Source organism: Fictibacillus sp. WQ 8-8 (assembly GCF_024494405.1).
GTDB lineage: Bacteria > Bacillota > Bacilli > Bacillales > Fictibacillaceae > Fictibacillus_C > Fictibacillus_C marinisediminis.
The window spans coordinates 473,200-495,314 of sequence record NZ_JAMXKG010000003.1 but is presented as its reverse complement, the minus strand read 5'-3'; the positions used below and the strand labels follow the sequence as shown (position 1 = coordinate 495,314).

Genomic DNA, 22,115 nt, shown 5'->3' with positions numbered 1-22,115 from the left:
TCCCCTGTTCCTCATAAGTGACATCAAAACTTTGATACAAACGGTTTGAAATCATCTGTCTTTGTAATAAATTGGCTTATGCTTAAAATAACTTCCACAGGCACCTTCCACGTATGCTGTTCCTGATCATCATTCCTTACATAGGTGAAATTTTCTTTTGTTGTTGAGTAAACCCTTAAGTCCGCCTTCACACAGTCCCTGCAAAAAATCCGGTCTACTTCTTTAACCTGATCGGGAAACCTTACTAGGTCCAAAATTGCTTTATAAAAAACTAATGTTCCTCCTTGTAAATATTGCTTTGCAAAACTGTTTTGATGATTGACATATTGATTTTCATTGCCTGGATTGAAAACAGCTAATACTTGCTTGTTTTTCAAGTATATATATACCGATGTCTTTCCTATAACATCCGCTTTCATAGAATTCAATACAGAAATAGAATGCTGCAGATATGCTGGTGCATAATAATCGTCATCTTCAAAATTTGCAATTATATCATATTTAGCCTGCCCCACTGCAAAATTGATACAATTACCTAAGGAGGTATGTTCCGGGAGTTGAAAAACAGAAACATTATCATAATTTTTTGCTTTTTCACGCCATTTTTTCAAACACATACTGTCTTGATTAAGCACAATGATCAGTTCTTTATGATCGTAATTTTGATTCTTGTAATTATCAAATATATTATCCATGCACGAATCCCTAATTGTACAGGTAATGACAGATACCATATAATCCCCTTTCTTTTTACGGTTTTTTATAACCTTTTGGATTATTTAAAAACCATTGACATGCTGATTCAATCATATCTTTCAGGTCAAACTGCGCCTTCCAGTTAAACTCTTTTTTTAACAAATCTGCACTGGCTATGAGAGCAGGAGGATCTCCATCACGCCTTTTTGCATATTCCACAGTGGCTTTTCTGCCGATTATCGTTTCGCACATTTTTATTATTTCATTCACACTTATTCCTTTTTCATTTCCTACGTTATAAACTCTGTTGGCAGCCTTACTATCCAGCAGTGCTTCAAGTGCAAGAATGTGGGCATTACTTAAGTCTGTAACATGGATATAGTCTCTTATGCATGTACCGTCTCTTGTTTCATAATCATTACCATACACAAAAATTTTTTTCGTCTCTCCGAGTAAATGTTTTATGATATTGGGAATTAAATGGGTCTCAGGTGTGTGGTCCTCTCCCAATTCTCCTGAGTCAATGGCGCCTGCTACATTAAAATACCGCAGAGCAATATATTTTAGCGAATATGCTGTTGAAAAGTCTCTTAATAGTTGCTCCCCAATTAATTTGGTCCAACCATAAGGATTAATGGGAATTGCAGGAGTACTTTCATTTATCATCTTGCAAGGCGGTTTCCCGTAAACTGCACATGATGAGGAGAAAACAATTTTCTTAACATTATATTGCACCATCATCTTCAATAGAGTTATCATTCCATTGACGTTGTTGCTATAATATACTGCAGGTTTTTCAACCGACTCTCCTACGTATGCATTTGCTGCAAAATGCATAACTGCACGAACAGGGTATTTTGAAAAGATTTCTCCTAAATCTTTAGGGTTTCTTACATCCCCTTTTACAAATATTGCTTTAGGATCAAGTGCTTCCTGATTGCCTGTTGACAAATTATCAATAACAACAACCTGATAATTTTTCATAATTAAAGCTTTGACTACGTGACTCCCAATATATCCTGCTCCTCCTGTCACAAGAATCATGGCACTCCTCCTATTCTTTATTATCCTATTCTGTATTAATTTCTTTTTCGAACAAGTGCAGAGCCCTGGCTACGATTTGGTCCATATTATAATACTTGTATTCTGCCAATCTTCCGGCAAATATCACTTTGTCTTTAATGGTTTGCGCTTCAGTTTCATATAATATATATTGCTCCCTGTATTCTTTTTTGGGAACGGGATAATACGGGTCATTAATACCTTTTTTGTAGACTTCCGGATATTCTCTTGCAATCGTTGTTCCCAGGATGTTCTTTTGGTGTGTTAATTTTTTAAATTCCGTAATACGCGTAAATTCATACTCATTTGGATAATTGATCTGGCCTGCTTCTTGAAATTCCTCCTTATTGTGAAATTCAAATTCGAACCGTAAGCTTCTGTATGGCAATTGGCCATATTTATATTCAAAATACATATCGATAGGGCCTGTAAAAATTAATTTGTTAAACTGAACATCTGCTATGATTTCTTTGTAGTCAGTATTCAACAATAATTTGATGTTTGGGCTTTTCAACATTCTTCTAAACATTTCAGTATATCCATGCTTTGGCATCGCTTGATATTTATCTTGAAAGTACCGATTGTCTCTGGAGATGAGAATAGGTACCCGTCCTGTTACAGACGCATCCAGCTCTTCGGGTCTTAACCCCCATTGTTTTACCGTATAACCATGAAATACCTTTTCGTAAATATAATCTGCGAGATTTTGCAGCTGTTTATTTTTGTTATTTTGAAGCTGTAGAATCGTTATCTTTTCCCCAAACTTATATTGTTCCAACAGGGCGTTTTCTATTGCTTTGGCTTTGGTTGAAGGAAATAGTATATTTAGTGAGTTGAGGTTAAATGGGATTGGGACCATTTCTCCATCAAGCATACCAAGTACTCTGTGATAATAAGGAATCCATTCCGTATAGGCTGAAAGATAATCCCACACTTTCTTCGAATTCGTGTGAAAAATATGTGGACCAAATTTATGAACGAGAACTCCATTTTCATCAAAATAATCATAGGCATTACCTGCAATATGATTCCTTTGTTCGACAATTAGAACCCTTTTCCCCAATCTACTGGAAATTCTTTCAGCCATAACACAACCTGAGAAACCCGCTCCAACAATTAAATAATCGAATTTCATCTTTTCCTCCCCAGAATTGGGATTATATGATTTATGTATGCAATAAAGGAGATTGCTATGTATTTTCCAAGGAAATAAAAGAAAAAATCCTGTTTTTTATACAGGATTTTGCTTTGGAATAAGCTGTGCCAGCTGTTTCCAGCCACAATATGTTCTAAAAACAGGGGTATACAAGTCACCCCAATTTTTTAAAGTATTATAGATGTGCCATTCAAAAACTTCATTATATAGATCTATTTTTTTGGTAGCATTATTTGCATGCTGCCTGTAATTATAAAGCATCTCATTTATCCAGTGAATTTCAAAATGTTCAATAAGCAATGCATCCATTCGTTTATCTTCAAGATGACGTCCTTCCCATGGATCATCGGTTGGCCATCCACCCACTTGTTTTAGAGCGGACGTTCTGTAAAAACGGGGAAAGGGTACATCGTTAGATAATAAGAATTCATACCTATCACTATAGGAACGTCCCCCGATGCGCGGTACTTCCAATAGTTTATTCCCTTCCCGATCCTCATAAATATCTGTTTTATTGCCCCAAATAAGTGCAACGTGATCTGAAACCTTTTCTGCTTCATTTCTTAGTTTTTCAATTGTGTCAAAAAAAAGCCAATCATCTGAATCAAGCTTCATTATGAAAGGCGTATCAATAACGGCAAGGCCCTCATTTTGTGCTTTTGACTGACCTGCATTTTCGTTCAAACGAATTAAAGTAACCCTCGGATCATTTAAATAGTCTTCGACAAAAGCAAGACTTTGATCTGTGGAGGCATCGTCTACCAAAACTATTTTCCATTTATCATAAGTTTGCCGGAACACACTTTCCAATGCATCCTTTAAAAATATTCCAGGATTATAGGAAGGTATCAAAACGGTAACATCATAATTTTCCATAAACCTCTCCATGTTCTTCATTATTCTTTTCTAATTTTCATAAAGTTGAAAGCTGGTTATTGGGGTGTACTTTATTAAAAGATACTGGGTTTACATCTTTATAAAAAGACAATAAAACCGGGTGGTTAAATAAATATTCCCTTTTTACGAACAAAAACATATTTTGAGCATACCACCATCCAACTGTATCACTGCTCCACACCTTATCTCGTATACAGTCAATGACCAGGAAATCATGTTTTTTAAATTTTTCAATCCAATAATCTGGCCACTGTTCGTTAACATGGTGATCACCGCCCTGATCAGGTATAGCTGCTGAAAATAATACAACTGAGCCATGATTCACAAGGGATTGCACAAAGGTTTCAGCACAATGCTCAGGGAGATGTTCCGCTACTTCAAGCGATACAACCAAATCAAATGTTCTTCCCAAATCAAGAAGATTCTCCAAGTTATACGGGAAGAACTTTCTTCTTGGTATATCCAGCTGCCTCCTGTCCACATAGTCACCATCAACGCCAAGAATATCTCTTATTCTATATTTCTTCTTAAAAACCGTTAACCACGTTCCCGTCCCACATCCAACATCTAAAACTGATTTTGGCTGGATTAATTCCATTACGATGGGAACAACCCCGTTTGCGGATGATAATGAATCTTCTCTTTTACTTTTATAGAACTCTTTTGAATACATTTATTTGCTCTCACCTCGAATAAAAATTCCTCTTTTTCTTTTAAATTATTCCAAAAGCTACAAATTGGTTGGGCATATAATAGATTTTTATATCCATATGACATCACCTATTTATGTAACGTTTTTCAGTATAAATGCATAATGTAACATATATTTTGATGATAGATACAATACTATTTAGTCAGTCTGGTGGTGTTTTTTTATTGAAAGGATTAATATTAGTAGCCGGAAAAGGTACTAGACTTCGGCCATTTTCACTAGCAAGGGCTAAAACTTTAATACCAGTTGCTAATAAGCCCTTACTAGAATATTGTATTGAAAGCCTGAAAAAAATAGGCATAAACGAAATTGGTATTGTATTAAACCCTTTACAAAAAGATATTTGTGAGTATATAGATAATCGACGAGCCGACAATACTTCAATTACACTTATTTATCAGCCGAAAGCAAAGGGTATTGGAGATGCGGTAAGGCAAGCATCGGATTTTTTGAAGACCGAACCATTTATTCTTTTATTAGGAGATAACCTGATCAATGAATCGCTTTTATCCCTTAAAGAAGCTATCCTGTCTAGTTCAATCAACGGTGCTGTTATGATTACGAAGGTCTCTAATCCTAGTGAATTTGGAATCGCCCATGTAGAAAACAACCAGATCATTAAAGTGGAAGAAAAACCAAAAAATTCAGCATCCAATCTTGCAATAATTGGAGCTTATGCGTTTGACTCCAATGTGCTCACTGCCATTAACCATATACAACCCTCCTCAAGAGGAGAATACGAAATTACTGACGCCATTCAATGGTTAATTAATCATCAATATAATATCTCTTACCAAATTACAAAAAAGGAATATTCAGATGTAGGCACAATAGAACGATGGTTAGAAGCCAACCGTTGGGTTTTAGATTCCCTGAATCGATCAGAGGAGACTACAGACCCTTCAACCATCATCAAAAACTGCAAGTTGATTCCGCCCGTTCATATTGATAAAAACTGTGTGCTAACAAATTCGACAATAGGTCCGTATGTATCAGTTTCACAGGGTGCCGTTATAGATAACTGCAGGATTCAAGACAGTATAATTCTGGAAAATGTTTATGTAAGTGATGTCTCTTCTTTAATAACTCATAGTATTTTCGGAAAAGGGACAAAAATCGATAAACTGCACATAGAAAACACTTCCATTGAATGCATTTTTTTTGATGACACTAAAATAATTTCCAAGTAAGGTGATGTGAAATATGGTTTTTTGTACATCCGTCTGTTTAAATCATTTGGCAAAGGCAAAGGTATTGGCCAATTCACTAAAAGAGCATATGCCGGAAAGTAAATTGGTTATTTGTTTACTAGAAAAAAGCTTGCCTGCCCATTTATTGGACGATCAAGATTTTCATGAAGTGGTATTGGCTAAGGACATGGGCTTTACAAACTTTGAAACCACTATATTTAAATATAATCAATACGAAGCGGCATGTGCTTGTAAAGGACAACTTATGAAATATGTCTACAACAAGTATAAAGATGTGGAATTTTTCAGTTATATTGATTCAGATACTCAAGTGTTTTCCCGTTTTGATGAAGTATTTGCTGCCTTTAAAACGCATTCCATTGTATTGACTCCCCATTATAATGAACCGCCAAAAAACACATACACCATTTGGGGGGAAAATGCAGAAATTTTGATTCTGAGAGTCGGGATCATTAACGGCGGGTACATTGGAGTTAAACGTTCAATGGAAGCAGAAGCAATGCTGGATTGGTGGACAGCAAAACTTGAACGCTATGCTTTTAATGATGCGGAACAAGGACTGTTTACCGACCAGAGATGGCTAACAGCAGCCTTAATGTTGTTTGATAAGATTTATGTACTGAAACATGACGGTTATAATGTGGCGTTCTGGAATATAAACCAGCGCAACATCAGCATGAAAGATGGCGTATATTATGCTAACGGTGAACCTTTTCGATTTTTTCATTTTTCAACATTACATTTTCTCCGGGATAACCTTCCAGACAACCCGTCTATATATAAAGTTGTACATCAATACATTGCTCTAATGGAGGAAAATGAAAACCTCTATCCTACCCATTTTGAATGGAGCTATAATTTTTTTGATCATGGTGAACGGATAGATGATAAATCACGATCAGTATTTAAATATAATTCTGAATTAGAGGCACATACTACAAACCCCTATTCACTAACCAATAAAGCCATTAAACGGTTAAAAATACGAAAAACGCAGGTGAGAAAACATTGATTTTCTGTACTTCTGTTTGCATGAACCACCTTGCTATGGCCAAGACATTAGCACAATCCATTAAAAAGCATATTCCGGAATCAAAGATGGTCGTCTGTTTGATCGAAAAAAATCTTCCTGTTTCTATAAGGAGATTAGACCTGTTTGATGAAATCGTTTTAGCGAAAGATATGGGATATCTTAATTTTGAACATACCATATTTAAATATAGTCAATATGAAACAGCAGGGTTCTGTAAAGGACAGCTGTTTCGATATATTTTTCAAAAGTATCCAAAAGAAGAACATGTCATTTACCTGGATAGTGATACCCTGGTTTTTGGACCTTTCATAGAGGTTGAGGATACCCTTCGCTTACATTCTATTGCTTTAACTCCACATATTTTAAATCCAGTAAAAAATCCAGCCCATTTATTTGGGGAATTCGCACTCTTGAACTCCGGAAATTTCAATACTGGTTTTATCGCGCTCAAGCGATCTACAGAATGTCAGTTTTTTTTGGATTGGTGGTGTGATCGGCTCAATCAATACTGTTATACCGATCCTCCAAGAGGGTTATTCAATGAACAAAAGTGGATGGATCTTGTCCCTGTTTTTTTTGACAAAGTCATGAATTTAAAACACCCGGGATACAATGTTGCGTATTGGAATCTAATTGAAAGAAATATTACAAAAACAAGCGATAACTATAAGGTAAATGACCAACCTTTACGATTTTTTCATTTTTCCGGACTGCCTTATATATCTGACACCTTGTATTTAATAAACAATGAAACAACAACTCACGGCATTAACATACTCAATGAATATCAGAGATTGTTAGAAGATCATGGCCATCGGGATTTATCAAACATTCCATGGAGTTATGATTACTTTGACAATGGAAGACTTGTAAGTGATAAAATACGAAATATTTATAAAAATAATCATTTAGCACAATCTCAGATTATCAACCCATTTAGTGAAGACCGGCGTGTCTTTAAAAAATATAAAATTTGACTAATTACAAACTATAGCCGTTTCGTTTTATTGCTTAAAATCATAATTTAATATAGTTACATTTTAACGGGGGTGTTTCATTGAATGTTTTAATCATTGGGGCAGGATATGTAGGAACAACTACTGGTTTACTATTTGCTGAATTGGGACATTCGGTAACAGTGATAGATGTTGATCAAAAGAAAATTAATGATTTACAGAAAGGAAAACTTTTTTTTTACGAACCCGGTTTAGATACGCTACTTACTAAGCACTTAGCTTCTGGAAAAATCACATTTGAAAATGATCATCAAAGAGCTATAAAAGATAATAACCTTATTTTCATCTGTGTCGGTACTCCGCAAAATCAAGATGGAAGTGCCAATTTGCACTTTTTACGGGAAGCTTCTGAATTTATCGCTTCAAACCTGAATGAATACAAAATAATCGTCATCAAAAGCACTGTGCCCGCGGGGTCCTCTAAACAAGTTAAGCTGTGGATCGAAAATACCAAGAAAGATCCTGTCTCTTTTGATGTATTATCAAATCCAGAGTTTTTAAGAGAAGGCAATGCTTTACACGATGCCCTTTATCCAGACCGAATAATACTTGGAAGTGAAAATGATAAAGCAACCGCACTCCTTCAAGAACTCTATAAGGGAATAAAGTCACCATTTTTTGTTACTACACCAAGTGCTGCAGAATTAATTAAATATACTGCTAATTCATTTTTAGCAACTAAAATTTCATTCATTAACGAAATAGCCATCCTTTGTGACAAATTGCATATTAATGTCCAAGATGTGGCTAAAGGGGTTGGATTGGATTTAAGAATCGGCCAATTATTTTTAGAAGCTGGTATTGGCTATGGGGGATCTTGTTTTCCAAAAGATGTGCTGGCCTTGATCGATACTGCAAAGAAAAATAATATAGATCTTTCAATTCTCGAGAAAGTTCATGCTATTAATGAGAACCAGCCGGGCTACCTCTTTAAAAAAGTAAAAACAAGATTAATCAGCTTGGCAGCAAAAAAAATTGCTGTATTGGGTCTTTCCTTTAAGGCTCAAACAGATGATATAAGACAGTCGCCATCCTTGAAGATCATACAAAACTTAATAAATGAAGGAGCAATTGTAGAAGTACACGATCCCGTTGCTAAACTCCCTGGCAATCTAGTGGATACTGTTTGTCAAAAAGATTCTGCAGAAGAAGCAATCACAAATGCAGATGCAATATTAATCTGTACTGACTGGCCTCAATATAAAAATATAAATTGGGCAGGTATAAAAAATAAAATGAATTCCCCTATTATTTTTGACGGGAGAAATATGCTCAATACAGCAGAGATGAGATCTATTGGCTATATTTATGAAGGAATAGGTTACAATTAATCACTTGAGAGGTGATAGGTGCATTGAAAAAAATAATTATTACCGGAGTGGCCGGTTTCTTGGGATATCAGCTGGCAGAAACTCTTTTATCCGAAGGCTGCTGCATTATAGGAATTGATAATCTTTCTACCGGCAGGATGCAAAATATTGTTAAGTTAAATGCTTATCCAAACTTCACCTTTATAAAACTTGATGTTTGCTCTGATAACCTCTTTCCATTAAAGGAAATAACAGACATAGACCAAATTTATCACCTCGCTTCTCCTGCATCCCCCAAATACTATCAACAATATCCTTTTGAAACCATTGAAATCAATACTATTGGAACGAAAAACATGTTAGAACTCACTAAAACTCATAATGCCAAAATGGTATATTTAAGTACAAGTGAAGTTTATGGCGACCCAGAAATCCATCCTCAGACGGAAGATTACAAGGGCAATGTTAATACCTGGGGGCCCAGAGCCTGCTATGATGAAGGCAAACGGCTTGGGGAAGTTTTTTGTTATTTATACCACAGCCTCTTCGGGGTGAAAATCAAGGTTGCCCGGATATTTAACACGTATTCTGCTGGTTTGCGAAATGACGATGGACGTGTAATTTCTAATTTTGTAAATCAGGCCATAAAGGGAGAGGAAATTACTGTTTATGGAGATGGCTCACAGTCAAGGTCATTTTGCTATGTAGACGACACCATCCGTGCAATTATGTTAATGATGAAGAATGATGCCGCAAACGGAGAAATTATAAATATAGGTAATCCAAATGAGATTACCGTTTTAAATCTAGCTAAATTAATAAAAGAACTCACAAATTCCTCTAGTGATATTGTATTTCTCCCTCTGCCAAAAGATGACCCTAAACAAAGACAGCCAAACATTGACAAAGCAAAAAAAATTCTTGATTGGGAACCTAAGGTAAGCCTGGAAGAAGGATTACGAAGAACAATAAATGTTTATAAATCCTCTTTTAGTAACTAAATGAATCAAGACGTGGAAGAGCTGACAACTCCGGAAATCAACCAAATAAAAAAGAAGGCTGCCTCATTCAGATCGTTTTAAACGAACTTCTTGAGTCAGTCTTTTTATACGGATTGGAAAATGGGGTCTATGCTATGTTTTTACTGGAATAAGTGAACTCAATTCAACCCAGCCGTTTTTATTTATTGAGAATTGTGGCTCAAACTCATTCCCCCATTTATTTAACGCATAATGAATATTCCATTTAATCATCTCATTTAAAATAGCCTTCTTATTAACGGTTACGTTGTTGATATGTTTCCTATAATTATAAAGCATTTTATCGATCCATCGAATTTTATAATCTTTAATCAAAAGGACATCCATGCGACGGTCTTCCAGATAACGCCCCTCATATGGGTCATCTGTTGGCCAGCCTCCTACGTTTTTAAGCGCGGATGTTCGGTAAAAACGGGGATATGGAACAAAATTTTCCAACAAAAATTCATAAGGATCTTCATATGAACGACCCTTTATATCCAGTATCTTATATACAACTTCACCCTGATCATTTTCTAATACGATTGTTTTTTTGCCGCAGATCAATGCTACCTCATCGGGCAACCTTTCCGCCTCATTCATCAGAATTTCAAGTGTGTCTGGAAAAAACCAGTCATCACTATCCAGCATTATTGTAAAAAGAGTATCTATTTGCTCTAAACCAGCGTTTTGGGTTTTGGACTGTCCTAAATTTTGCTTGTTTTTTATAAGGACTATACGGGGATCGGATAGATAGTCCTGTATCGTTGATAAACTATCATCAGTCGAAGCATCGTCTACGATGACCATTTTCCAGCCTTGATGCGTCTGGTTAATTACACTCTCTATTGCATTTCTTAAATACTTGCCAGGGTTATACGAGGGGATTAGAACCGTTACTTTTTCGTCCATTTTCACCAACCCTTCCTATTCAATCCGGTTTAACTTTTTAACTACTCTCCAACCGCCTCTTATTTCCTTAAATACTGGTTCATATTCATTTCCCCACCGGTGAAGAGCATCGCGTACGATCCACTCTACAGCCTCTCTGTAAACGTCTTTTTGATGTGTGGAATTCCTTGCATGTATTCGATAGTATAAAATGGTTTGTGGTATATAGTAAAAACGGTATTCTTCTATTAGTCGTAAAAACATACGAAGATCTTCTGCATGCCTGCCTTTAAACGGGTCATTAACTGCCCATCCGCCCATCTTTTTTATCAATGATGTTCGGTAAAACTTTGGCCAGGGAATATAGTTTGAAAGCAACAGTTCATATTTTTCCTGCTGAATATTGTCCCATTCATTAGAAACATATCGGTACCTTTTTCTTTTTCTGTTTTCTGTCACTTCTATAACATTGCCAACAATCAATGCTACTTCTTCAGGTAAATTTCTTGCTGTATCCATTAATAAATCCAGTGTGTTTTCTGGAAGCCAATCATCAGCGTCTAATTGCATAAAGAATTCTGTATTTATTCTTTCAAGCCCAATGTTTTGTGACATAGATTGGCCGACGTTTTTTTTATTCTTGATAAGTGTAATTCTTTGATCTTCCAACAGATCAGCAGCATGGGACAAGCTATCATCAGTTGATGCATCATCCACTAAAATAATTTTCCAATAGGGATATGTTTGATTAAACACACTCTCTAAAGCTTCTCTTAAATATATTCCTGAATTAAATGAAGGTATTAAAATGGTCACTTCTTTATCCAACTACTTAAACACCTCTTAAAATTTATAATATCCTGTAAAAAAAATATTCCTTATTAATTTATATGCACTTAATTCCAATCCTGATTGTACTGATGTTTGTATCAAATAAAAAAAAGAGCAATTCATCATTTGCTCTTTTAAACATTATTTTTTAACTATTGCAGTTAGAATCACCTGGTAATGTTCATCCTTAATGCCTAAAATGGCTTCAGGGATTTCATGAACGGCCAAACAGTCAAGAAATGCTTTCGCTACAGCAACATTGCCAAATACATCTATCTCTATCTTTTCTTCATCAACGAGCTCATTCAACAGCATCCGCAATGAAGTATCCGTAAATCTCCAATAGTCTCCATGAAAATCTGTTCGGCAGCTTGGGCTTAAACCAGTCGTAGTTATCAGCAATGTCCCTCCTGGTTTTAACGCTTTTATTGTATTGTTTAATGCCATTTTAATATCGTATATGACATGAATGACCTGGGTTAGTATAATACAGTCAAAAACCTCATGAGGAATATTTTCTCCTGTTGCCAAGTCACCTACAATGGTCGCTTCAGGTGAAGGAATGAGGTTCAGCACATCGCTTTTCAAAACGTTAGTTCCATAGGTCCTCGTATAATAATTATCTCCTACTTCCAGAACATGTCCTTTTATCTCTGCGCGGTTATTCTCTAAAAATTTCTCAATATAAAATCTATCAATAGGTTTTCCCCGATCGAATCCAAAATTTCTGCTTTTGGGTCTTATTGAAAAGTTATTCAGCAAAAATTCCTCCTTAATAACTCTTTTATTCCTGGCAGAATGCTAAAAAAGCTTTGCACGTAAAATATAATATTTCTCAGCATATTGGGACCCGTTCTCCATCCCTCTTTTTTCTGCCCATTTCTTTATACTTTCTGGTGAAATAAGATGTTGAGACTCACGGATTTGGGAAACATGCATTTTCATTGCTTCTACTTTCATATCTATTTTTTCACTAAGATCCAAGAAAAGCTCACCGGCATTGTTAATTCGAGGATATTGCCAGACGATTAAAGGGTACTCATACATAGCAATCAACTTATAATTTAGATGAGGCTGTGGCCTTAAGCTGGCCATGCAGGCATGAAAAAGCGCCTTATGATCCTGATGAAAACTCGGATATGGTATGAACACCATTGAGGGTTTAAAACTCATCAAGATATCATCAATTTTTGAGACTAATTGTTTTTGCGGAATGGTGTCCAATATCCCTTCTTTATCTTCAAACAAGACTTCATAATCTTCACAACCCAAAAACGATAAGGCATCGGACAGTTCCTTTTTTCTAATATCGGCTGTCACTTTCATTCCGGAATGGATGAATGTTGTTTCTCCTAATGCTGCAATGACAACTTTCACATGATTTCCTAACCTGCATGCTCTCTCAATCAATCCTCCACAACCCAATACTTCATCATCGGAGTGTGGTGCTATGATTAATATCCGTTCATTCCCAGTGTTAAGCATCGTACACCCCCGAAACTTAAATACATTGTATTAGTTTAATCTATTCAGCAATTAAGGGGATGTATAGGCAAAAAACCACGGAGTTATACATTACTATGATTGCATTATAGTAAGAAGATATCTTACACCATGATCCTGAACAAATTATCGTTAAAAATCAATCCTTGTTGTTTTAACTGCTCATAAATTCCTAATAATTTATAACTGTTAAGAAAAATTACAGCATCCACCTTACCGGTGCAATAAAGTTTATAAATTTTAGAACTTAAACTTCTATTGTTTTTATAGTAAAAATCATAGACTGAGAGAGAATTTTCTGTACACGCAATGTTTTTAAATTCTTTACATGTCTTTCGGTCGCCGATAATAACAAAATTGGGGTTATGGTTTAAACCATCCACTAATTTTTTTTGAATATTTTTACTGGAAATCAGCCAAACTTCATTAACTGTGTCCTGCCTTTTTAATCGACTAAGTGAATCCGGGTGTATTCGGTATTCATATAATACTTTAGGCAGTTTATGAATCGGCAATATTTCAAGCATACGCATCCAAAGATCATAATCATAGGCGATTCTATATGCCGGATTATAACCGCCCAATTTATCAAAAACAGATTTAGAAAACATAACGGAACCATGACACATAAAACAGGAAAAAAAACGGTGTTCTTTTAAATGTTCACTGGAGGCATTATATCCTTCCTCTTCCATTAATAATAATTCATTTGAGATTAATTCTTTTCCATGTATACAATGAATAAACGAGCCGACTGCTGCTATCCCGGCATGGTTTGTAACATACTTTACCTGTTCTTCAATGCGATTTGGAAGACTTAGATCATCGGCATCCTGAATCGCAATCCAACTTCCGCTAGCTTGCTTAATTCCGATATTTAAGCAATGAGCAGCTCCCTGATTTTTATCTAAATGGATAACCTTTACCTTTTGATCTTTTATTGACTCAAGAATTTCATATGACCGATCAATAGATGCATCATTAACAATAATTAGCTCTATTTGATCATATGTCTGATTTAAGATACTTTTAATAGCCTCTTCAACATAGTCTTCAGCATTGTAAACAGCCATTACAACTGAAACTAACATTCAAACACTCCTATAACTGAGTCATTTTTTGTCAATAAAGCCATATAAATTGTTCTTCTGCCAATTCCAGGCATCAGCACACATTTCATCAATCCCCTTTTGGGCTTCCCATCCTAGCATCCTCTTGGCTTTTGCCGGGTCTGCATAACTGACAGCAACATCTCCAGGCCGGCGGTCCACCACTTTGTAAGGTATCTTTTGTCCAGTTGCTTTTTCAAACGCTGCAATCATTTCCATCACACTATACCCTTTTCCAGTCCCAAGGTTATAAGCCTCTACACCATTGCCGGCCAACACTTTATCTAACGCCTTTAAGTGTCCCTTTGCCAGGTCAGTGATATGGATATAATCCCTGACTCCTGTACCATCTTTTGTTTGATAATCATTGCCAAAGACATTAACTTCCTTCAATCTCCCGACAGCGACCTGTGTGATATAGGGTGCTAAGTTACTAGGAATTCCGTTCAGATCCTCCCCAATTCGCCCGCTTTCATGTGCTCCAACCGGATTGAAATATCGCAGGAGAGCAATGCTCCATTCGCTATCTGAAACATAGAGATCTCGAAGTATTTCTTCGATCATCAGCTTCGTCCGGCCATAAGGGTTATCCGGACCAAGCGGTGCATCTTCTGCTATTGGCATTTGCTTGGTTGTACCATAAACTGCGGCAGAAGAACTAATCACCACATTTTTCACACCAAATTGCTGCATTGCCTCACAAAGCAAAATCGTACCCATGACATTATTTCGATAATAATCAAGAGGCTTTTTCACTGACTCTCCAACTGCCTTTAATCCGGCAAAGTGGACGACAGCTTCAATCTTATTCTCGGTAAAAACTCTTTCCAGTTCCTTTTTCTCTACAAGATCAACATTCTCAAATTTAAAACTTCTGCCTGAAATCTCCATTACTCGGTTGACTGATTCTCTTTTACTATTGGACAATTTATCTAACACAACAATGTCATAGCCTTTATTTAAAAGCTCCACACACGTATGGGTGCCAATATAACCTGCACCTCCCGTAACTAAAATGGCCATGCTGCTGCCTCCCATTCAAAACTATTGTTACTTTCTTATCCTTACAGCAAGTGTTATTTATAATATCCTGCCCAAATTTTATACAGGTTTTTATTCAGCTCTAATCCTTTTTCCTGCAGTTTATAAAACAGGCTTATCAGGCTAATATCTTCCAAAAAGATTATCCCATCGATGTTCCTCTCATAATAAAGCTGCAGCATACCATCATTTTCAAAATCCTTATAAAAATATCCTGATACATCTATTCTGTTCATTAAACTGACTTGTTTAAAATCTTCGCAGGCCTCTTCTTTGCCAAATACGATAAAACTCGGCGCTCTTTTAAAACGCTCCTGTAATTGTTTTTTTAAATGTTTAGAAGCTACTAGCCAATCTTCATTTATCGTTTGCTGGTTTTTCCGGCTGATCGACCCAGAATGAACTCGATACTGGTACAACACAATAGGTATTTTATGAATGGGGTTTAACTCAAGCATCCTTAACCATAAATCATAGTCATAACATATTTTATATTGAGGGTCATAGCCCCCTATTTGATTAAAAATAGATTTAGAAAATAAAACTGATCCGTGGCAAAAAGGGTTTAAATAAAAACGATAAGCGTGAATATGCTCTTTGGAAGAAAGGTGATTTCTAGTGGCTTCTATTTGCAGATTTCTCATAGGAACTTCAGCATGGCCTGAAATACATTCTATAAGGGAACCTACAGCGGTTGCATCCGGATGTTCACAGATATAACGTATCTGTTCCTCTAACTTGTTCGGTAAACTGATGTCATCAGCATCCTGAATTGCTATCCAATCCCCTTTGGCTTCCTTGATGCCAATATTTAATGCATTTGCAGCTCCACCGTTTTTTTCCAGATGAATACTCTTTATTCGATCATCATTCAATGAACTCAGAATATCTTTCGTACGGTCTGTGGATCCATCGTTTACAACGATTAATTCGAAATGTTTATAGGTTTGATTTAGGACACTATCAACAGATTCCATTAAAAAAGCTTCACCATTATAAACAGGCATTACAACAGATACTAGCATAAAACCCTGCTCATTCTCTTCAACGAAACCATCCCTCTTTCCAGATGCATTTTCCTATAATCACTTTATGCTATCCGCTTGTCCTCGGTTATTTATTCACCGTTGCCTATTGGACGCCATAGGCGGTGGAGGGTGGGGGCCGATCACTACTCCGGTCCTGCTCTCAAAGGATTGGAACCAAGAAAAGCAATCGGTTCTGTAAATTACAGTGAATTTGCCATTTCATTATCGGCTACGATCGGTTTTCTAATCTCATTGGATTCTAAAACTATGAACTATCCCTTGTATTGCCTATTATGATAGGGCTGTTGGTTCATGCTCACTTTGCAGCCATCCCCGTAAAAAAAATACCAGCCAATATACTGGGTATATTGGCTGGCGGATTAAATATTATTATACAAGGATTAGTTTCCTAAAATGCTGTACCCACTGTCCACATGAATCGTTTCCCCTGTGATGCCTCTTGAAAGATCACTCATCAGGAATAGAGCTGTATCGCCAACTTCTTCTGGAGTCGTTGTACGGCGGAGAGGGGCTTTTTCTTCAATTTGCTTTAAGATGCTGTTGAAGTCGCCGATTCCTTTCGCAGCGAGCGTACGGATTGGACCGGCCGAAATCGCGTTTACACGAATGTTTTCTTTTCCAAGGTCACTCGCAAGGTATTTCACGCTGGCATCCAGTGAAGCCTTGGCAACACCCATTACGTTGTAGTTCTGAAGGACACGCTCTCCTCCAAGGTAAGTTAATGTTACGATGCTTCCGCCTTCTGTCATTATGCCGCGTGCTTCTTTAGCAACCGCAGTAAGCGAATAAGAAGAGATGTTATGAGCGAGTAAGAACCCGTCTCTCGTCGTATTGAGGTATTCACCTTTTAGTTCATCTGTATTCGCAAAAGCGATGCAGTGGGCAAGCCCATGAATTACCCCGACTTCAGCTTTAATCTGCTCAAAAGCAGATTTAATTTCATCATCGTTCGTAATGTCACAAGGGAGAACCAGCGAATCCTTGCGCTCAAGCGTTTCAGCAAGATCCCTTACGTTTTTCTCGAGGCGCTCGCCAGCGTATGTAAAAATAAGCCTTGCTCCTGCTTTAGACAGCGACTGGGCAATCCCCCACGCAATACTTCGTTTGTTAGCAACTCCCATAATGACATATGTACGGTTTTCAAGTGATAGATTCATTTTGTAGTTCCTCCTTATTAAATATGGCAGGATAAATTTCATTCGGACCATATTAGCAATTGTTATTAGTACCTAGTCCTAATATTAGTATAACAGATTTTAAAAGAAAGGAAATACTAGAACCCTCTTATCTTTTTTATCCTTTGCTCGTTTCAATATTTCGGGCTTCATAACCGCAGCCGGGACAGTTAAAGATTACATTTTGATTGGACTGAGCCGTCAGTACGGCATCAATCTCTGCTTCTTTATGGCATTGAGGACATCTAACGATTGGCAAACTCATTTTCATCACTCCTTTTTATCGTTAGTATGGACGTAATTTCATACAAAAAGACGCCGAAAGCAGGCTGCTGAAAAAAAACAGCATGCTTTCGTACGTCTTCTTTTACCTTAATACACGCTTTAACTCTTTAATATGTTCCCTGCTGCCTGTCACGATCAGCTTATCACCGAACAAAATTTCGGTATCGCCATGAGGAACGATAGAATCCTTGCCTCGGAAAATCCTGACGATGATCGCATCTCCAAAATGCGGGAAGTTTCGGAGTGCGGTTTTATGATAATCCATATTTTTCACTGAAATCTCATATAGAGAATTGTCATTATGGGATAGAAAGCTCGCGACCGATGGATTCTCAATCATCATCTTAAGCAGTACCTGAGAGCTGAAAAAGGCAGAGTATACTTCAATATTTTTATTGCCCAGCTCTTCCCTTTTCAAGGGATCCTCAATTCGGGTGATGACCCGTTTGATGCCATAATTGCTGGCTTCATGGGCGATCGATTCGTTCACACCGTCTTCACCCGTAGCTACGATCAGAATATCCGAATCAAAGGCACCGCTGTTTTTTAGTGTATCTGCTGAATAGTCCTCCAGTTCGATGATCTCAAAGGATTCCAGCTGCTTCGGATCTTTTTCTTCTTGTCTCGTGTGATAGACCTTCTTTTCATAGCGCCCGCTGTCGAGTTCTTTGGAAACTGGCAGTGTAAATTGATTGGCACCGATGATGGCCAATCTTTCTTTGGCGTTTTCGATTTTTTTTCTCGGCAAGAGCTTCTTAAAGAACACCGGTGTGATAATACAGCTGATGACCGCCGTCAAGATCAAGGCTGATGATGTTCTAGAATCGATCACTTTAATCCTTTCACCAATCTTTGCCGCAGCAATTACGAGTGATAAGGTAGACGTCAATAAAAATCCTGATGCCAGTACAGTCTTCCAGTCATACCATTTTCTCAGCACTAATATAGGAACAAATTTAGAAATCAAGAGCCCTAAAAGCAGCAACGGAATCAAGATGAGCACTTTCGGGTCCTTTAATACAGAAACCAGGTCCAGCTCCACACCGACCATAACAAAAAAGATCGGAATAAGAAATCCGTAGCCAAAGGAATCCAGTTTATGGACCATATGCTGATTCGGAGAAAGAAGTGAGACTAATACCCCAGCCAAAAAGGCTCCCAGGATGTTTTCAGCACCTACGGATTCAGAAACACCGACTAGAACGATGATTAGCGTGAATACGGCTCGTGTATCAATTTGTACTGTCCCTTTAGAAAGTGTTTCAAGAAACGTATGATGGCGCATGTACTTTCCGATAAAATACAGTACAATGCCAGCACCGAATAGAATAAGCAGAAGCCACATCTGTCCGCTGTCTCCCGATTGAAGAGAAACGAATACAGCGAGCAGGATCATCGTGACGAGATCGGCGATGACCGCGATCAAAAGAATAATCTGGCCGATTCCAGTCTTGGACAACTCCTCTTCCTTTAAAGTCGGTACAACTACTCCCAATGATATTGTCGAGATGATCAGCGTCATAAAGAACGCATTATCAGTAAACCCGGTCCATACAAAGACCATGGATAAAGCAAAAGAGATGACGAAAATCAAAGTAAAAATAATGGTGGAGACAGCCAGCCGGTTCGGTTCTGTCTTACCGTTCGCCAGCTTTTTCTTCTCTGAACTTGGAGCAAACACCGAGAAATCAATCTCGAGCCCGCTTAAGAACATTAAAAAGATGAAACCGAGCACGGAAAGGATATCCAGCCATGTTCCCGCATGAACAATATCAAATCCGCTTTTTCCAATGATGATTCCGGCGATGATCTCCGCGACCACTACCGGTAAAAACCTGATCTTAAACTTGTTGAGCAGAATTGGTATAAAGAATGCTGTTAAAATGACGATGACGAGTGAAGAAATTGAAGCATGGCCTCCCATAGCTACCTCCTTTTTTACAATAAGTACTTATTTACCCAAGATGTATGACATAAAAACTCCTTATATATCAGTATGCACCACTTGATTTTGTCCACTATAAAAAAGAAGTAATGTAATTGTCAAATTAATGTCCCCCTTTTCAGTATGCAAACTTCTCATTTTTCGGTAAGATAGAACATGTTATCCGAGATAAGGAGTATGAATGCAATGGAAAATAACAGGCAGTCCCCGCTGCAGCAGATTGATTATAATTTAATATTTTTACTGTTTCTAATGATATGCATAAGCTGTATGGCCATATACAGTGCCCAGGAAATTGCACAATATGATTCTAACTTTGTTATCAAGCAGCTTATGTGGTACGTAGTCGGCGCTTTCGCTGTTGCCGGTGTAATGATTCTGGATTTTGACCAGTTTAGAAAACTATCATGGTATTTGTACGGTTTCGGCATCCTGCTCTTGATCGGGATTGTAATTGCTCCTGAATCTCTAGTACCGAATATTAATGGGGCAAGAGCTTGGTTCCGCTTCGGTCCCTTCGCTCTTCAGCCATCAGAGCTGATGAAGGTCGCCTTGATTATTTCGATCAGCAATACCATTGCAACCCATAATGAAAAATATATTGTGCGGACCTTGCATGAAGATTTGCTGCTTATCGGTAAAATTGCGCTGATCGTCATGCCTCCAATGCTCCTCATCCTGATGCAGCCTGACCTCGGTACAAGTTTGGTGTTTATCGCCCTTACACTGAGTCTGATGCTCGTATCCGGAATCAGGTGGCGGATTATTGCCGTGATCATTTTAATAGGCGTTCTTTTTATCACCTTGCTGGTTTGGATCTATTTTACCTTCCCGCAATTTTTCCTGGATCATATCCTTGATGAATATCAGCTGGAACGCTTTTACGCCTGGCTTGATCCCTATGGACACAAAGATGAAGGTTACCATATCCGGAACGCCTTAATGGCCATCGGTTCAGGACAGCTGTTCGGAAAGGGCTTTACCCATGGGTCTGTTTACCTTCCAGAGGCACAGACGGATTTCATCTTTTCGATCGTTGGTGAAGAATGGGGCTTTATCGGTACAAGCGTATTGATTTCTTTATTCTTCCTTATGATCTACCGAATGATCAATACAGCGTTAGAAAGCAATGAAGCATTTGGAAGCTACCTGTGTGCAGGTGTAATTGGGATGGTCACGTTCCAGGTTTTCCAAAATATCGGAATGAATATTCAGGTTATGCCGATCACAGGAATTCCACTCCCCTTCATCAGTTACGGAGGAAGTTCGGTTCTGGCCCAGATGATCGCTTTTGGCCTCGTGCTCAATGTTCGATCAAGGACAAGAAAATATATGTTTGAGTAAAACACCTGTTTTTGCAGGTGTTTTTCTTTTCTCTTGAGGTTATAGTAAGTAAAGGATAATTGAGGTGACGAACATGAAATACGATGTAATCGGAGACATTCACGGCTGCTGGGATGAATATTATGAACTAACCATGAAGCTAGGATACATATGGAAAAATGAAATGCCTGTACATGATGAGGATCGGAAACTGGTTTTCGTTGGTGATCTTACGGACCGTGGCCCCTCCTCTATCAAAGTGATGGAACATGTCTATCAGCTGTTCAAGGCTGATCAAGCCTTGTATGTTCCGGGAAACCACTGCAATAAGCTTTACCGCTATTTCCTGGGCCGTAATGTTAAGATTACTCACGGACTGGAAACAACCGTAGCTGAGCTAAATGAACTTCCGCCCAGCGAGTTTAATCAGGTGAAAAATCATTTCATGGAGCTGTATGAAAGCTCTCCGCTTTATCTTGTACTTGACCATGGCCAGCTTGTGATTGCCCATGCCGGAATTCGAGAGGATTATATCGGGAAGACCGGGAAGAAAGTTGAGACCTTTGTATTGTACGGTGATATTACAGGTAAAACCAATCCGGACGGAACACCCGTTAGAAGGGATTGGGCAAGTCATTATAGCGGGAATGCCTGCATCATCTATGGCCATACTCCTGTCTTAGAACCGCGGGAAGTGAATGGCACCATTAACATTGATACCGGCTGCGTGTTTGGCAACCGCCTGACCGCCCTGCGCCATCCTGAGAAACAGACCGTTTCTGTACCTTCGACTATGCCATTTGTTGAAGAAAAGTTTCGGAGTTTCTTGTAAGAACTGGACCAACAAAAAA

At 37.8% G+C, this 22,115-nt stretch carries 22 protein-coding genes; 7 read left to right on the top strand and 15 right to left on the bottom strand.

The window, feature by feature from the left end:
- Positions 1 to 23: 23 nt before the first annotated feature.
- The 5 genes from M1K46_RS07890 to M1K46_RS07870 form a co-directional block, all read right to left on the bottom strand.
- Entirely contained in the window at positions 24 to 695 is a 672-nt protein-coding gene (locus M1K46_RS07890) for a glycosyltransferase (RefSeq protein WP_256225623.1), read from the bottom strand.
- A gap of 55 nt (positions 696 to 750) precedes the next feature.
- A complete protein-coding gene (galE, locus tag M1K46_RS07885; protein WP_256225622.1) occupies positions 751 to 1,740 on the bottom strand; it encodes a UDP-glucose 4-epimerase GalE in 990 nt (329 codons plus the stop codon).
- Between the two features lie 25 nt (positions 1,741 to 1,765).
- Positions 1,766 to 2,893, bottom strand: a complete 1,128-nt coding sequence (glf, locus tag M1K46_RS07880) for a UDP-galactopyranose mutase (RefSeq protein WP_256225621.1) — start codon at positions 2,891 to 2,893, stop codon at positions 1,766 to 1,768.
- A 96-nt stretch (positions 2,894 to 2,989) separates the two neighbouring features.
- Positions 2,990 to 3,790, bottom strand: coding sequence for a glycosyltransferase family 2 protein (locus tag M1K46_RS07875; RefSeq protein WP_256225619.1), 801 nt, complete (start codon positions 3,788 to 3,790; stop codon positions 2,990 to 2,992).
- Positions 3,791 to 3,827: 37 nt separating this feature from the next.
- Positions 3,828 to 4,484, bottom strand: coding sequence for a class I SAM-dependent methyltransferase (locus M1K46_RS07870; RefSeq protein WP_256225618.1), 657 nt, complete (start codon positions 4,482 to 4,484; stop codon positions 3,828 to 3,830).
- Positions 4,485 to 4,687: 203 nt separating this feature from the next.
- On the opposite strand from M1K46_RS07870, the gene M1K46_RS07865 reads away from it, so the two are divergent.
- From M1K46_RS07865 to M1K46_RS07845, 5 genes are all read left to right on the top strand, one after another.
- Complete coding sequence (locus tag M1K46_RS07865; protein WP_256225617.1) at positions 4,688 to 5,713, top strand: sugar phosphate nucleotidyltransferase; 1,026 nt, start codon at positions 4,688 to 4,690, stop codon at positions 5,711 to 5,713.
- Between the two features lie 46 nt (positions 5,714 to 5,759).
- Positions 5,760 to 6,746, top strand: a complete 987-nt coding sequence (locus tag M1K46_RS07860) for a hypothetical protein (RefSeq protein WP_256225616.1) — start codon at positions 5,760 to 5,762, stop codon at positions 6,744 to 6,746.
- A complete protein-coding gene (locus M1K46_RS07855; protein ID WP_256225615.1) occupies positions 6,743 to 7,744 on the top strand; it encodes a glycosyltransferase in 1,002 nt (333 codons plus the stop codon). The genes M1K46_RS07860 and M1K46_RS07855 overlap by 4 nt, the downstream gene beginning before the upstream one ends.
- An 80-nt stretch (positions 7,745 to 7,824) precedes the next feature.
- The gene (locus tag M1K46_RS07850; protein ID WP_256225614.1) at positions 7,825 to 9,114 is read left to right on the top strand and encodes a UDP-glucose dehydrogenase family protein; all 1,290 of its coding nucleotides are present in this window, start codon (positions 7,825 to 7,827) and stop codon (positions 9,112 to 9,114) included.
- 23 nt (positions 9,115 to 9,137) lie between these two features.
- Positions 9,138 to 10,094 carry a UDP-glucuronic acid decarboxylase family protein gene (locus M1K46_RS07845; protein WP_256225613.1) on the top strand — a complete coding sequence of 319 codons (957 nt, stop codon included), beginning with the start codon at positions 9,138 to 9,140 and terminating at the stop codon, positions 10,092 to 10,094.
- 132 nt (positions 10,095 to 10,226) lie between these two features.
- Here the strand turns inward: M1K46_RS07845 and M1K46_RS07840 are convergent, their stop codons facing one another.
- The 10 genes from M1K46_RS07840 to M1K46_RS07795 form a co-directional block, all read right to left on the bottom strand.
- The gene (locus M1K46_RS07840; protein WP_256225612.1) at positions 10,227 to 11,024 is read right to left on the bottom strand and encodes a glycosyltransferase family 2 protein; all 798 of its coding nucleotides are present in this window, start codon (positions 11,022 to 11,024) and stop codon (positions 10,227 to 10,229) included.
- A gap of 15 nt (positions 11,025 to 11,039) precedes the next feature.
- On the bottom strand, positions 11,040 to 11,831 hold the full coding sequence (locus tag M1K46_RS07835; RefSeq protein ID WP_256225611.1) for a glycosyltransferase family 2 protein: 792 nt from the start codon (positions 11,829 to 11,831) through the stop codon (positions 11,040 to 11,042).
- A gap of 144 nt (positions 11,832 to 11,975) precedes the next feature.
- A complete protein-coding gene (locus tag M1K46_RS07830) occupies positions 11,976 to 12,596 on the bottom strand; it encodes a methyltransferase domain-containing protein (protein WP_062231437.1) in 621 nt (206 codons plus the stop codon).
- A gap of 39 nt (positions 12,597 to 12,635) precedes the next feature.
- Entirely contained in the window at positions 12,636 to 13,319 is a 684-nt protein-coding gene (locus M1K46_RS07825; protein ID WP_256225610.1) for a PIG-L deacetylase family protein, read from the bottom strand.
- 122 nt (positions 13,320 to 13,441) lie between these two features.
- Positions 13,442 to 14,428, bottom strand: coding sequence for a glycosyltransferase (locus M1K46_RS07820; protein ID WP_256225609.1), 987 nt, complete (start codon positions 14,426 to 14,428; stop codon positions 13,442 to 13,444).
- 21 nt (positions 14,429 to 14,449) lie between these two features.
- Entirely contained in the window at positions 14,450 to 15,469 is a 1,020-nt protein-coding gene (gene galE / locus M1K46_RS07815) for a UDP-glucose 4-epimerase GalE (RefSeq protein ID WP_256225607.1), read from the bottom strand.
- Positions 15,470 to 15,522: 53 nt separating this feature from the next.
- Complete coding sequence (locus tag M1K46_RS07810; RefSeq protein ID WP_256225605.1) at positions 15,523 to 16,512, bottom strand: glycosyltransferase family 2 protein; 990 nt, start codon at positions 16,510 to 16,512, stop codon at positions 15,523 to 15,525.
- A 404-nt stretch (positions 16,513 to 16,916) separates the two neighbouring features.
- A complete protein-coding gene (gene fabI, locus M1K46_RS07805) occupies positions 16,917 to 17,693 on the bottom strand; it encodes an enoyl-ACP reductase FabI (protein ID WP_256225604.1) in 777 nt (258 codons plus the stop codon).
- 136 nt (positions 17,694 to 17,829) lie between these two features.
- On the bottom strand, positions 17,830 to 17,976 hold the full coding sequence (locus M1K46_RS07800) for a hypothetical protein (protein WP_091006588.1): 147 nt from the start codon (positions 17,974 to 17,976) through the stop codon (positions 17,830 to 17,832).
- Between the two features lie 102 nt (positions 17,977 to 18,078).
- Positions 18,079 to 19,920, bottom strand: coding sequence for a monovalent cation:proton antiporter family protein (locus M1K46_RS07795; RefSeq protein ID WP_256225602.1), 1,842 nt, complete (start codon positions 19,918 to 19,920; stop codon positions 18,079 to 18,081).
- Between the two features lie 207 nt (positions 19,921 to 20,127).
- On the opposite strand from M1K46_RS07795, the gene M1K46_RS07790 reads away from it, so the two are divergent.
- The gene (locus tag M1K46_RS07790; protein ID WP_053354740.1) at positions 20,128 to 21,285 is read left to right on the top strand and encodes an FtsW/RodA/SpoVE family cell cycle protein; all 1,158 of its coding nucleotides are present in this window, start codon (positions 20,128 to 20,130) and stop codon (positions 21,283 to 21,285) included.
- Between the two features lie 73 nt (positions 21,286 to 21,358).
- The gene (prpE, locus tag M1K46_RS07785; RefSeq protein ID WP_256225601.1) at positions 21,359 to 22,096 is read left to right on the top strand and encodes a bis(5'-nucleosyl)-tetraphosphatase PrpE; all 738 of its coding nucleotides are present in this window, start codon (positions 21,359 to 21,361) and stop codon (positions 22,094 to 22,096) included.
- Positions 22,097 to 22,115: the final 19 nt, after the last annotated feature.